The 13,200-nt window shown below is 42.9% G+C and carries 13 protein-coding genes; 8 read left to right on the forward strand and 5 right to left on the reverse strand.

What is annotated here, in order from left to right; genetic code table 11:
• Positions 1–73: 73 nt before the first annotated feature.
• Entirely contained in the window at positions 74–1,270 is a 1,197-nt protein-coding gene (gene hmpA / locus ACED48_RS16145; RefSeq protein WP_017058175.1) for an NO-inducible flavohemoprotein, read from the reverse strand.
• Between the two features lie 366 nt (positions 1,271–1,636).
• Between hmpA and norR the strand changes: the two genes are divergently transcribed.
• A complete protein-coding gene (gene norR, locus ACED48_RS16150; protein WP_017058174.1) occupies positions 1,637–3,229 on the forward strand; it encodes a nitric oxide reductase transcriptional regulator NorR in 1,593 nt (530 codons plus the stop codon).
• A gap of 89 nt (positions 3,230–3,318) precedes the next feature.
• The gene (locus tag ACED48_RS16155) at positions 3,319–3,678 is read left to right on the forward strand and encodes a glutaredoxin (RefSeq protein ID WP_017058173.1); all 360 of its coding nucleotides are present in this window, start codon (positions 3,319–3,321) and stop codon (positions 3,676–3,678) included.
• A gap of 108 nt (positions 3,679–3,786) precedes the next feature.
• On the opposite strand, the gene ACED48_RS16160 is transcribed toward ACED48_RS16155, so the two are convergent.
• Positions 3,787–4,422, reverse strand: a complete 636-nt coding sequence (locus ACED48_RS16160) for an OmpA family protein (protein WP_017058172.1) — start codon at positions 4,420–4,422, stop codon at positions 3,787–3,789.
• Between the two features lie 255 nt (positions 4,423–4,677).
• Between ACED48_RS16160 and ACED48_RS16165 the strand changes: the two genes are divergently transcribed.
• From ACED48_RS16165 to ACED48_RS16190, 6 genes are all read left to right on the forward strand, one after another.
• A complete protein-coding gene (locus tag ACED48_RS16165; RefSeq protein WP_017058171.1) occupies positions 4,678–5,304 on the forward strand; it encodes a thiol:disulfide interchange protein DsbA/DsbL in 627 nt (208 codons plus the stop codon).
• 76 nt (positions 5,305–5,380) lie between these two features.
• Positions 5,381–5,854 carry an FKBP-type peptidyl-prolyl cis-trans isomerase gene (locus ACED48_RS16170; RefSeq protein ID WP_017058170.1) on the forward strand — a complete coding sequence of 158 codons (474 nt, stop codon included), beginning with the start codon at positions 5,381–5,383 and terminating at the stop codon, positions 5,852–5,854.
• 173 nt (positions 5,855–6,027) lie between these two features.
• A complete protein-coding gene (locus ACED48_RS16175) occupies positions 6,028–6,618 on the forward strand; it encodes a TetR/AcrR family transcriptional regulator (RefSeq protein WP_017058169.1) in 591 nt (196 codons plus the stop codon).
• A gap of 143 nt (positions 6,619–6,761) precedes the next feature.
• Entirely contained in the window at positions 6,762–7,793 is a 1,032-nt protein-coding gene (locus tag ACED48_RS16180) for an NADP-dependent oxidoreductase (RefSeq protein ID WP_017058168.1), read from the forward strand.
• A 35-nt stretch (positions 7,794–7,828) separates the two neighbouring features.
• Positions 7,829–8,449, forward strand: a complete 621-nt coding sequence (locus ACED48_RS16185; protein WP_017058167.1) for a glutathione S-transferase family protein — start codon at positions 7,829–7,831, stop codon at positions 8,447–8,449.
• A gap of 150 nt (positions 8,450–8,599) precedes the next feature.
• On the forward strand, positions 8,600–10,270 hold the full coding sequence (locus tag ACED48_RS16190; protein ID WP_017058165.1) for an RluA family pseudouridine synthase: 1,671 nt from the start codon (positions 8,600–8,602) through the stop codon (positions 10,268–10,270).
• A 272-nt stretch (positions 10,271–10,542) separates the two neighbouring features.
• Here the strand turns inward: ACED48_RS16190 and ACED48_RS16195 are convergent, their stop codons facing one another.
• The 3 genes from ACED48_RS16195 to ACED48_RS16205 form a co-directional block, all read right to left on the reverse strand.
• Positions 10,543–10,839, reverse strand: coding sequence for a YkgJ family cysteine cluster protein (locus ACED48_RS16195; protein WP_077681393.1), 297 nt, complete (start codon positions 10,837–10,839; stop codon positions 10,543–10,545).
• Between the two features lie 214 nt (positions 10,840–11,053).
• The gene (locus ACED48_RS16200; protein ID WP_017058161.1) at positions 11,054–12,241 is read right to left on the reverse strand and encodes a D-alanyl-D-alanine carboxypeptidase family protein; all 1,188 of its coding nucleotides are present in this window, start codon (positions 12,239–12,241) and stop codon (positions 11,054–11,056) included.
• Positions 12,242–12,406: 165 nt separating this feature from the next.
• Positions 12,407–12,997 carry a DUF4136 domain-containing protein gene (locus tag ACED48_RS16205; protein WP_017058160.1) on the reverse strand — a complete coding sequence of 197 codons (591 nt, stop codon included), beginning with the start codon at positions 12,995–12,997 and terminating at the stop codon, positions 12,407–12,409.
• Positions 12,998–13,200: the final 203 nt, after the last annotated feature.

Consider the following 13,200-nt stretch of genomic DNA (forward strand, 5'->3'; position numbering starts at 1 on the left):
AACCAAACGAAAAAAAGCCTCACACTGTGAGGCTTTTTAATGGGCAAAGTTTTTAATAGAACAGACCTTACGATTAGAAGTTAGCGTGAGGGCCAAATACTTCGTAGTGTACGCGTGAGCGGTCAACGTTAAGTGCGTCTAGTTGTTCCACAATGTTCTTCATGAAGCCAACCGGACCACAGATGTAAAAATCACTCTCATCAAACCCTTTAGTATCCGAGATAGACGCTAGATCCATTTGACCGTGATGTGTGTTGTCACATGCAGATTCATCTTTGTTCATGTACCACGTTTTCGCTTCCCAACCTTTGTCGGTAATAATATCTTTAACACGAGTCGTGAAAGAGTGTTGGCCTACGTTCTCACAAGCGTGAAGGTACAGTACTGGCTCGTTTTTATCTTCCGTGTTTAGGAACTCAAGCATAGACTGCATCGGCGTGACACCAACACCTGCAGAGATAAGCGTTACTGGCTTGCTGCGCTCTTGATACATGAAGTCACCTGCTGGTGCGTATAGGCTAATCTCATCACCAACAGCAACCGTATCGTGTAGGTGGTTAGATACAACGCCCTGTGTCTCTTGATCTTGTCCTTCACGTTTAACAGAAATACGGTATTGCTTGCCGTTTGGCTTATCAGAGAGTGAGTATTGACGAATCTCGCTGTATTGAGAGCCTTCCGGTTTCACTTCGATACCGATGTATTGACCTGGTGTGTAATCCAGAACTTCACCGCCGTCTTTTGGCTGAAGGATAAAGCTAGTTACTAGCGCTGACTCTTCAATTTTGTCTGCAATCACAAACGCACGTGCTGCTTCCCAACCACCTACCGCTTGCTTACGCTGTAGGTAAAGTTCAGCTTCACGATCGATGAATACTTGCGCTAAGAATAGGTAAGCGGCTGTCCATGCTTCTTCCACTTCTGGCGTAAACGCGTCAGCAGCTAATTCACGTAGTGTTTCAATCAGGTGTAAACCAACAATTTGGTAGTGCTCTGGTTGAATGTTAAAACTGGTATGCTTTTGTGCAATACGTTCAACCGCTGTGGTTAACGCTGCAAGGTTTTCAATATTTTTTGCATAAGCCGCGATAGCTTCAAACAGTGCCACACCTTGGCGACCTGTTCTTTGATGAGTCATATTGAAGATATCTTTCAATTCCGGGTTATGCGTGAACATACGTTGATAGAAGTGTTGAGTTAAAGCAGGGCCTGCGCTCTCAAGTAGAGGAATCGTAGATTTGATGATTTCGATATGTGCATTGTTAAGCATGAATTTACTCCGAACACTGAGCCTTATGACCTATATGTCATTTTGACTACTAAAAATTAAGAATGACTTATCGATTTTCTGAAACCTTAGTTATTTTTAGAAACTGAGTTATTTTGACTCGTTTTCATTTCAAAAAATCGCGAAACCTGATTAATGCCACCTGATTGATTGAGATCAATAATAGTCTGTTTAATCAGCGCTATAATTGGGCTTCGATGCCTCTTTTGCACAATCAGTGCCAATTTTATCAATCCCCGTCATTACTGGTTTTCTTTTCAAAATCCATCTTATAAAAACGTCAAAAAGACCTTTTTTTTAAGTCAATAAGACTCTACTATGTAGATAAACACACAGTTAGAGTTTTTTATGCAAGATATCTCCGCATCTACCCTCATGGAAATGACCATTGGCCTCGCAAGTGGTGTGAATGATCAAGATCGTTTCAATCGCCTCATCGATGCCATTCGCAAAACCATAACGTGTGATTGTGTCGCGCTTTTAAGCCTTCAAGGCGACACGCTAGTACCCATCGCAATGCAAGGGCTCAGCCGAGATACATTCGGTCGTCGCTTTATCATTTCAGAGCACCCGCGGTTTGAAGAGATCTGCGCGTCTCGCTCTCCTGTTCGTTTCGATGCTGACAGCTCCCTACCCGATCCTTTCGATGGTTTGCTTATTGACCATGATGGCGATTTACCAATGCATGCTTGTATGGGCTTGCCTTTGCTATTTGGCGACAAGCTATTGGGCATTTTGACCCTAGATAGCTTGAAACCTGATGTCTTTGCGAATATTCCAGCGCGCAACCTTGAGGTGCTGGCAGCTATTGCAGCCTCAACGATGCAGATGGCGCTGACTTTCTCGCAACTTGAACATCAAGCAAAACAGTCAAAGCAGTTATTAGAAGAGTTAAATGTAGAGGCGTGGGAACGAGATGGCGGAGAACTGATCGGTAAAAGCGATACTATGATGGCGCTTAAGAATGACATTGCGATTGTTGCGCCTTCAGAGTTCAATATCCTAATTCACGGTGACACGGGGGTTGGTAAAGAGCTCGTGGCTCGTACTTTGCACCATCAATCTCAACGTAAGCGTAACCCACTCGTCTACGTAAACTGTGCTGCTATTCCTGAAAACTTAGTAGAAAGTGAACTGTTTGGTCACGTTCGTGGCGCGTTCACTGGCGCAGATAAAAACCGCTTAGGTAAGTTTGCTTTGGCCGATGGTGGCACACTGTTCCTTGATGAGATTGGTGAATTGCCTTTAGCTGCGCAAAGTAAGCTACTGCGTGCGCTGCAAAATAACGAAATTCAACCTGTTGGCCAAGATAACATTCAAACCATTGATGTTCGTGTATTAGCCGCGACCAACCGAGACTTAAAACAAGAAGTCGAAGATGGTCGATTTAGAGCCGATTTATATCACCGGTTGAGTGTTTACCCTATTGCTGTGCCCGCACTAAAAGATCGTGGTGACGATATCAGCTTGCTTGCGGGTTTCTTCCTAGAACAAGCACGCCGTAAACTTGGCATCAACCAAGTGAAATTCCGCTCTGATGTTCTAGTATTTCTCAATCGTTATGGTTGGCCAGGTAACGTGCGTGAACTTGAGCACGTGATCAGCCGCTCAGCATTGAAAGCGTTAGCGCGTAGCACCAATAAAAACCTGGTGACAATTACCAAAGAAGATTGTGGCCCACTCGACCAAGATCAACCGATCGCAACCACACAAGCGAAGACGACACCGCTATCGACACCAACGATCGATCTCTCGGAAGGGTTGCGAGGAGCAACAGATGACTTTCAACGCAGCATCATTACTGAGGTGTTAGAAAACGCCAACTTTAACTGGGCGCAGGCAGGGCGAGTGCTGAAAACAGACCGAGCAAACTTAACTCGACTCTCTAAACGTTTAGGGCTAAATGTGGCTAAGTCTCACACGATCGAACGGACAAAATAGATATTAGCGGTTTGTTGCGAGCATCTGGCAATACTTGTGTATATAATGCTGCAAATTGTAACGCTAATTTTAAATATGTAGAGAGAGTTATGAAGTTTATCCGTTGGTTTTTAGGTCGTGTCATCTTGCTATTGAATTTTATCTTCAGCCCACGTGGTGTGAAACGTTCTCAGGAAGAGCAAAGCAAAGTGAATGAACAAGCAAAAACGCACACGTTATACCAATTCGAAGCATGCCCGTTTTGTGTAAAAGTGCGCCGTGCCATGAAACGTCAATCGGTTCAATTCGAACTTCGTGATGCAAAAAACAATGAACAACATCGTGCAGAGCTTGAAGCTGGTGGCGGTCGTGTGAAAGTGCCTTGTCTACGTATCGAAAAAGATGGCAAAACTGAGTGGATGTACGAATCTTCAGATATCGTGACTTACTTAGAAAAGCAGTTTGCATAAGCAATTAAGCGACAAAAGCCAGATACAAAAAATCCCTCGAATGTGAGGGATTTTTTATGTCTATTATTTGGTGCTAGTCGTTTAAATTAGGAGCAAAAGCTCAAATGACTATTTCGCCACAATCAGCATCAGCTCTACACGGCGGTTACACGCCTTACCTTGTGATGAAGCGTTGGTACAAGCCGGGACATACTCACCAAAGCCACGAGTATAAATAGAACGACTAGAAACGTAGTTACTCTCTAATCGAGCTTTCACTTCTTTTGCACGCTTCTCTGAAAGAGGATCATTGATTTGATCAGTACCTGTGTTGTCGGTATGACCTTCAATCACAACATCGATATCTTGGCGTTGAGATAAGTAACTCCCCAACGTATCTAACCATTGGTTATACGCAGGTTCGGGGTATGCAGAACCTGTTTTAAAGTTCACATGTTGTTCAAGCTTTACCATCACATGGTTGCCAGGTAAAACTTCGAAATCGATTCGATTTTGTCTTAAAAAGACTTCCAACGGATCATTGGTCGACACGCCACGTCCGTAGTTGGTAGTGATGGTTCTTTGTTGATGAGTGCTGCTCTGAATCGAGTATCCACGATTACTTGCTACATGAGTCGCTTGAACCTCACCCCATTCAGGATGGATAAGATCGTAATCCGTTTGCGGTGCAGTCTCTAGCATTCCACCACCTAACATACTTGTTGGTAACGTCGTTTCACAACCAGCCAAAGCTATGCTTAACATTATCGCTAAATATCTCATTACTTCACCAACCACTTATGCAGATAACCATTCACTAATGTCTATATCGGCACCGAGGGAAAAACTTTAGACAAAAAAAACGCACATCAAAAAAGTGCTTTTAATCACAGTTAACCATCAACCGGCCTGCCATCACTCGCTTGTTTGAATTGTTTGCATTTATTTACCTTATAATTGTTTTCCAATTCGTACTAAATAGTTAGAATCTCACGACTTCTTAACACTAGAGTAAACATTATGTTTAAACCATTTGCTAAATTCATTACAGCACTCGCAGCCGTACTTATTATCGCGGGTTGTAGTGAAACAGACGAGCCACAGAAAGGTGTTCAATACGAAGCGCTTCCTACTGCTCTTACAGAATTGAATCTATCTCCGGTCACCGAGATTTTCTCTCTTAACTGTGGTCATTGTCGTAAAATGGAAAGTGCTATTCCTGAGATTGAGTCCCTGACAGACCAAAAAATTGGAAAAGTGCATGTCACATTTAATGAAAGTGCTCAAATTAGCGCCATGATCTTTTACACCGCAGTAATGCAGCTTGATGCGACACCTGATCACTCCTTCATGGACGACCTATTCGGTGCGGTTCAAATGGGTGCCGATGCAACACCGGAGCAGCGCCAACAAGCTCTAGAAACAGCTTTTACTTCTCGCGGTTTGGTTAGCCCATACCAGTTAAACAAAGAACAGCAAGTTGCGCTTTTTGACTACGTTAAGAAAGCCGAAGAGATCTCTGCAAAAGGTCAGATCAACTCAGTACCGACATTTATCATCAACGGTAAATACCAAGTACTCACGGCCGGCCACCAAGACGTTGCCAGCATCGCGAAAACGATCAACTACCTTTTGACTCAACCATAATCACGGCTTTAGCCAACTGATTAACACATTCTGCATTAATTACGAAATTCAGCACTCAATATAAATAGGTTTTACTATGTCTAAATTTATCATCCCGGTCATCGTCTTTGTTTTGGCCGGTTTCATGATTTACCGTACCTGGATGAATCATAAATCTGGCGAGGAGAACTTCGAACAAGGCCAACAATTCCTACTGGAAAACGGCACTAAAGAAGACGTGATTACGACTGAAAGCGGCCTTCAATACCTTGTGCTTGAGGAAGGTACAGGGACTGAACACCCAACTAAGAACAGTAAAGTAACGGTTCACTACCACGGCACTTTGATTGACGGCACTGTTTTCGATAGCTCGGTTGAGCGCGGCGAGCCGATTTCATTTGCTCTTAAGCAAGTCATTAAAGGCTGGCAAGAAGGATTGACTTACATGGTTGAAGGCCAAAAAGTTCGTCTATTTATCCCAAGTCCATTAGCTTACGGTAAAGGCGGTTCAGGCCCTATCCCACCGTCATCAACTTTGATTTTTGATGTTGAATTAATCTCCATCAAATAACAGAATTCGTTGACTTAAGCCCCAATATACAAACCATGTTGGGGCTTTTTATCTACTAGAAAGCACGACAACTTCAGGATATTTAAAGACTAACTCTTCTAGTTGGATAACGGATTAAATGATCTAGACATACAAACTAGACGACTGGTCTAATTTAAATTATAGTACTGTTCATGAAAGAAAAAACGAATGACACTCGCTTACATATTTTGAATGTTGGTTATCAACTAATGGTAAACAACGGCTTTAATAACGTAGGCCTATCGCAATTGCTTAAAGAAGCGGACGTGCCTAAAGGTTCGTTTTACCACTACTTTAAATCTAAAGAACAATTTGGTGAGGCGTTAATTCAACACTATTTTGAAGACTACATCACCAAGATTGAATCAATCTTAGTACACAGTGAAGATAGTCATTTTCAGCGAATCATGAGTTACTTTTCACTATGGACTAAGACCGAAAACGGTACATGTAATGCTCACAAGTGCTTAGTGGTTAAACTAAGCGCAGAAGTCTCTGATCTTTCTGATCCTATGCGCCAAGCGCTACTAAAAGGTGCTGAAAAAGTAACAAATACAATCAAGCAATGCATTATTGGTGGTATTGCAGCTGGCTCTATAAAGCTTGAAAACAGCCAAGAAGCGGCTCAAAACTTATATTCTATGTGGTTAGGTGCTAGCTTGTTAAGTAAATTAAGCCAAAGCTCCCATAGCTTACAGTCAGCTTTGAGCCTTACCGAACGAATTTTAAAAGGTGAAAGCTAGTAACGCGCAGCGCGTTTTATTCGCTTTAACTTAAAAGAAATCACCCGCCCTCTTATCAATTTGATGATGGCGGGATTTTTAGATGACAACCATAGACGACTGGTCTAATTCTAAATAAGCATAATATAAATTAAGGACATCCAATGACTCAACAAGACAATCGCCGCATCGTATTGGCTTCTCGCCCAGTTGGCGCACCGACTCAAAACGACTTCCGTTTAGAGACAGTAGCCGTACCAACAATTAAAGATGGCGAAATGTTACTTCGCTCAGTGTACCTTTCTCTAGACCCATACATGCGTGGTCGAATGAGCGACGCTAAATCGTACGCTGACCCAGTTGCAATTGACGAAGTGATGGTCGGCGCAACCGTATGTCAGGTTGAAGAATCAAACAACAGCGATTTTGAAGTCGGCGAATGGGTATTGGCTTATACAGGTTGGCAAGATCTTGGTGTTTCTAACGGTGAAGGCCTAATCAAACTAGGTAAAGAACCAACGCACCCTTCTTACGCACTTGGCATCATGGGCATGCCTGGTTTTACGGCTTACATGGGTTTATTAGATATTGGCCAACCGAAAAAAGGCGATACTCTGGTCGTAGCTGCAGCAACAGGCCCAGTAGGTGCAACCGTTGGACAAATCGGTAAACTAAAAGGCTGTCGTGTTATCGGTGTTGCTGGCGGTCAAGAGAAGTGCCAGTACGCTAAAGAGGTACTTGGCTTTGATGAATGTATCGATCACAAAACCGACGACTTCGCAGAGCAGTTGGCTAAAGCATGTGACAACGGCATCGACGTCTATTTTGAAAACGTTGGCGGCAAGGTTTTCGACGCAGTAATGCCATTGCTTAACACCGGTGCTCGTATTCCTGTTTGTGGCCTAGTGTCTCAATACAACGCGACATCGCTTCCTGAAGGTCCAGATCGCATGTCCAGTCTTGTTGGTACCTTGCTAGTCAAGCGTATTAAGATGCAAGGCTTCATAATCTTTGATGACTACGCGCACCGTTACAACGAGTTCGCAGTGCAAATGACTGAATGGTTGTCTCAAGGAAAAATACATTACCGCGAGCATCTAATTGAAGGGCTAGAAGAAGCGCCGCAAGCATTTATTGGCCTATTAGAAGGTCAAAACTTCGGTAAACTTGTTATTAAAACTAACGACGCTAAGTAAATTCAATAAACGGAATAAGTTAAATAGGTACAATCATGATTACTCTACATCACTTAAATAAATCACGCTCAAAACGTATCATCTGGCTATTGGAAGAGCTTGGTGTTGACTACCAAATTAAACCATACCAAAGAGACAGTGTAACGTTTCTAGCGCCGCCAGAATTAAAGTCGGTTCACCCATTGGGTAAATCTCCGGTTATTGAAGACGATGGCGTTGTGATCAGCGAATCAGGCGCGATTACCGAGTACCTCATCGACAAGTTTGGCCAAGGTAAGTTTGCACCGGAACGTGGCACAGCTGAGTATGTTGAATATTCACAGTGGCTACACTTCGCTGAAAGCTCTGGTATTTTACCGATGCTACTTAAAATCTTTGTCATGAGAGATGGTACTGAGACCAACTTCCTAAGCGGTTACGCAGATGATGAAAGCCAAAAAGTCTTAACCTATGTGAATAATGCATTGGAAGGCAAAACCTACCTAGTTGCGGAAACACTAACGGGAGCTGATTTTATGATGTCGTTCATCGTAGAAATCGTAGGAAACTTTGGTGCAACGGCGCTTTATCCTAACATTGCTAAATACGGCGAGCTGTTAGCTAGCCACCCTGCTTACCAAAAAGCGGAGCAAATAGAGCTAGAGCACTCGAACTGATCGAGTTTCACTCAAACGCTTGCTTCTTAGGGTAAACACGAGACAATAATTGATGCCAAAGCCGATTTATCTTCTGCTTTGGCTTCTCATTTGTCTTCATTTCGACAACAATATCGAACTCTAACTGAACAGCCACAGAGTTTGATCTTAATGCCAACAAACCTTGCTCAATACACACCTCTGCAACTAGAAAATGTAGATTTAGCGCTGCCGAATCGTTTTACGTTCCCGTATTACTATACCCCGCACCCTACATGTAAATTAGCCATGCAACAGCTTCAGCAGTCACTCATTGACAATGGTGTAAATGAAACCTCGCAAGGTAAACTCTATGCCGTTCTTCTTGTTCAGAATCCAATAACGCAAGAGATAGGCTATCTTTCTGCGTTTTCAGGCTTACAGCTAGATCCGATACTGGCCTCTCAGTTAAAAAGTATCGACTTCGTTCCACCAGCATTCGACTCAGAACAATTTAAACCTCAAAATAGTGTAAACCTCGCTCGCCAATCACGACTAGCGGATGACATTGAGAAGCTACAAAAATCACACAACCTAGACGCATTAGAATCTGACCTTGAAACGCTGAAAGCAGAGTCAACTCAAGCTATTGGAGCCTTTCAGTTAGCAATGGCCGAGAACAAAGCGCAGCGCACCGTACTAAGAGAGCAAGCCAATCAAGAAAAGACATTCGGGAATCTAGAGTCGGCAGCAAGCCTACTCAAGAAATTAGGTCACCAAAGCAGCCAAGAGAAACGCGACCTTAAAGCCCTTCGTATTGAGTGGAAACAAAAGATCACAGAGCGCCAATTACAGGTAGATGCGATCGAGAGTGAATTGAAAAATCGTAAGCAAGATTACCAAGCTATTTCTGCTGAATTAGAAGCTCAACGTTTGAACCACTACCGCTTTATCAACCAAGCAACTGAATCTAAGAGCTTACTTGATCTGTTGGAAGGCAAAGATGCACTTGAAGGTTCTGGTGACTGCTGCCTACCTAAGCTGCTTAACTTTGCCTTTGAATACGGTTTTAAGCCATTAGCGTTGTCTGAATTTTGGTGGGGATTGCCTCCAGCAGATGTCATCCGACAACACGGAAACCTATACCCTGTTTGCCAAAGCAAAAGCTTCGAGATTCTCGACCACCAGCTAAACGGCATTGAATTAGAAGATAACCCACTTATCGTGAACCCTGCGTCGAGTAAGTCTTTCGATATTGTTTATGAAGACAACGAGATCGTGGTGGTTAACAAACCAGAAGAGTTTCTCTCGGTTCCCGGCAAGTTTATCGAAGACTCGGTTTATACACGCATTAAGGCGCGTTACCCAAATGCGACAGGCCCTTTGATCATCCATAGACTGGACATGTCGACTTCAGGGCTATTGATCTTAGCGCTTACAGCAGCGTCAAACAAACACATCCAAAAACAATTTATCGATAGAACAGTTGAGAAGCGTTACACCGCTCTGCTAGATGATGAAATAGAGGGTAGATCTGGTGACATTAGCCTACCCTTGCGCGGCGACATCACGGACAGACCAAGACAGCTGGTTTGCCATGAACATGGACGAAATGCAGAAACCCATTGGGAAGTTGTCAGCACGAAAAATGGCAAAACCAAGGTTCACTTATACCCTAAGACGGGCCGCACACATCAGTTACGTGTGCACTGTGCTCATCCATTCGGTCTTGGTGTTCCAATCCGCGGTGATGATCTTTATGGTTACAAACGCGATCGCCTACATCTACATGCTGGGTACCTCAAATTAATTCACCCAGTAACGGGAGAGTGGATCGAGTTTGAGGTGCCTTCAGAGTTCTAAACAAAATGTACTGTGAGGAGTACGAAAGCCTGAAAGAGAGAATGGTTAGGTATTCATCAAACCGAATACCTAATTAATGTTCCAAGGTACTCTGTTGTCTCAGAGTATCATCTTGTTTCAACGCTTTGTGTGGTTTAATAAAGCCTATGGCTATTTCGAGGCACTATCTATCGATAGTGAATAAACTAAACCCACTGCATTCATACATTGATCTCAATGAGCAGGCCATTCATATTAAGCGATTGAGAGCTCGCTTTTAAGGCCAACTAACACTATTCACCCATCACATCAATTCGCTGCTCGACACACTCAAAAGAGCCCATTTCAAACTCACGACAGATCCAAGGTCGGTTTTCGTAGATAGTACACATTAGCGTTTCTCTATCAACAGCCGAACACCAGCCGTCGTCTAATCTCAGCATGGTTTCGCCGCCCCATTCGTCATAAGCAATATGCTCTTCAGGAACGCCGGTATCTGTGATGATCATAACTTCTAACCGACAACAGCATGCCTGACAATTGGCACAAGTTACTTCAGGTTCGGTTACGTTCTTTATCTCTATGGTCATAAGTGACTACACTGCTAAATTTTTCGTATAGTAATAGAAACCGTCCGCTACGGCTAATAAAGAAAGCAGACGACATATTTTAGGTGTGTAAAAATAACAATAGGCGTTGTGATGAATCACAACGCCTATTGTATTGCTGTTTTTATCGCCACTGATTACCATTACAAACGTAACAACTCACGTACCAAGGCTTACGGCATTCCACCTGCGTATACTATTTAAACAAGCTCGCGAAGAACAATTTAACATAGTCCATCAAACGTTTTAAAAAGCTGCCCTGCTCAACGGCTTCAAGCGCGATCAATGGCTGAGTTTGAACATCTTCACCATCTACCATGTAATGAACCACACCTAAGGTTTGACCTTCCGCAATCGGTGCCTTTATCTCAGAATCAAGTTCGATAGACGCAGTCAGTTTTTTACTGTCAGACTTCGAAAGCGTAATAAAGGTATCTTTTGCAACACCGAGCTTCAATTTGTCTTGGGCTCCAAACCACACCTTTTCTTCAGCAACTTGTTCACCACTTTGGTGAGGGTGGAGTGTATCGAAGAATCGGAAACCATAGCTCAACAGTTGCTTACTATCTGACTCACGGCTCTTAACGCTAGACGCCCCCATGACAACCGCGATCAGTCTCATCTCACCTTGTGTTGCAGAACTGGCTAAGCTGTAACCCGCGCCAGATGTATAGCCTGTTTTCATACCATCAACTGTCAAACTTCTATCGCGAAGTAAACCATTTCGGTTATGTTGTGTAATACCGTTGTAACTGAACGAACGCTCACTGTATAAGTCATACACATCCGGTAAATCACGAATAATTGCACGGCCTAATAACGCAATATCATAAGGGGTTGAATATAGATCGTCAGCGTCTAAGCCATGTGCGTTCGAAAAATGTGTATTTTCTAATTTTAGAGACGCTGCCCAAGAGTTCATAAGGTCCACAAAAGCACCTTGTGATCCCGCCACGTGCTCTGCAATCGCAACACTCGCATCGTTGCCTGATTGCACAATCAATCCACGGTAGAGATCCATCATTGCTACGTCTGTGTTTACTTCGATGAACATTTTTGACGAGTCAGGAAAGTTCTTTGCCCACGCGTTTTCGCTGATTCGCACCTGGTCGTCAGCAGAAATGTTACCTCGTTTCATTTCTTGCCCAGCCACATAGCTGGTCATCAGCTTAGTCAAACTTGCTGGGTTTAATTTAGTGTGTGCGTTTTTTTCTACTAGCACATCACCAGAATTAAAATCGATTAGTACATACCCTTTGGATCCTAGACTAGGTGGGCTTGGTACTATAGAAGGTGCTGCTACAGCTTCATTACTTACCACTGCTGCGTTACTTACAATGAATATACTTAATAGAGAGAGAGAGTATTTGGAGAACAGTTTCATTGGATCAAACCTAAGTTAACGTTTTGTCCAGTATAGACAAATGCTAGTAAAAGAAGCGCGAACTTTACGTTGCTTTACGCAAATGTACCTTTAGTTACAAATAAAAAAGCATAATCTGCGATCTGTCCATTTATTCAACAAGTAATATTGACCCAATGAATCCATCTAGCGCGTGGGCATGCGTCTAAATAGCATCTCTATAAAGCCCATTATGCGCTGTTTACTTTCGCTGGGCTCAACATCATTCTGGATACCAGACTGAGCTAATGCTTGCCATTGCACGATTTCAGAGTTAGGTACGAAAAAAGCAATATACAACGACCCTTTCTCGGCTAACTTTCCTTCATCATTATAAAATGGCACGCCTGTAGATAACTTAATCGCATCAAAGATCGATTCATTATTTAGCTCTGATTCTTCAGCCAACCCAAAACCTACGACGACGTCACTAAAGCCACCATTTTGATTAAGCTGATAACCTTTCATAGAGAGTTGATCTTTAATTGCGTCACGCACCAAGTCAGTGACTACCGTCTTATCGTACTTTTGAGAAAGATACATCTGCTCTGATTCAGGATGCCATGAGTATGTGACGACATCATGTTTCATAAAATCAAAGTCACCGCTGGTCACCACACCATAGTTGTGGGTTGTGGGTACTTCTTGTGTTGTACAAGCTGCCAGTCCAGCCGCTATCAAAACCACTAGTGCGGCTTTCTTTATGTCTTCTATTGTATATATGGATTGTTTATTCATTAGTGGCTTCCTGATCTATATAAGAATAATTATTAACTTAACCTCCAACATAAACAGTAATTATATTAACAAAAGGGTCATTAAACGTTTGCGTAATCGCTAACCTTCACTTCTGCTTGTTTTGGGGGTTTTATCACAAAAATAGAGTTGGTATAGTTTATCCAGTTAAACATAGCCAGACCATTCGAGGCACGGAGCTTCCT

Origin of the sequence: Vibrio sp. 5S239 (assembly GCF_041439575.1) — a bacterium.
Classification (GTDB): domain Bacteria; phylum Pseudomonadota; class Gammaproteobacteria; order Enterobacterales; family Vibrionaceae; genus Vibrio; species Vibrio kanaloae.